This is a genomic window from Pseudomonas sp. B392_1p, from assembly GCF_052245235.1.
Taxonomy (GTDB): Bacteria; Pseudomonadota; Gammaproteobacteria; order Pseudomonadales; family Pseudomonadaceae; genus Serpens; species Serpens gallinarum.
The window spans coordinates 1-257 of sequence record NZ_JBQPXM010000042.1 but is presented as its reverse complement, the minus strand read 5'-3'; the positions used below and the strand labels follow the sequence as shown (position 1 = coordinate 257).

Annotated in this window: 1 rRNA gene; it reads left to right on the top strand. The window is 51.4% G+C overall.

The window, feature by feature from the left end:
• Positions 1 to 204: 204 nt before the first annotated feature.
• Positions 205 to 257, top strand: a 5S ribosomal RNA gene (gene rrf / locus ACTV8E_RS20725); the annotation flags it as partial.

The following is a 257-nucleotide window of genomic DNA, read 5'->3' as shown; positions in this document are numbered from 1 at the left end:
AAGCGTTGTGAGGCGTTGAGCTAACCTGTACTAATTGCCCGTGAGGCTTGACCATATAACACCCAAACAATCTGCTGAACAGCAGACGGTGTTGAAGGTGAAGTCGACAAACCGAAAATTCGGCGAACCGCAAACCACTACCGATACAACTATCACATACCGAATCTGGAGCCGCGCGCAAACCGCGAGGCCCCGAAAGAATTGCTTGACGACCATAGAGAGTTGGAACCACCTGATCCCATCCCGAACTCAGCAGT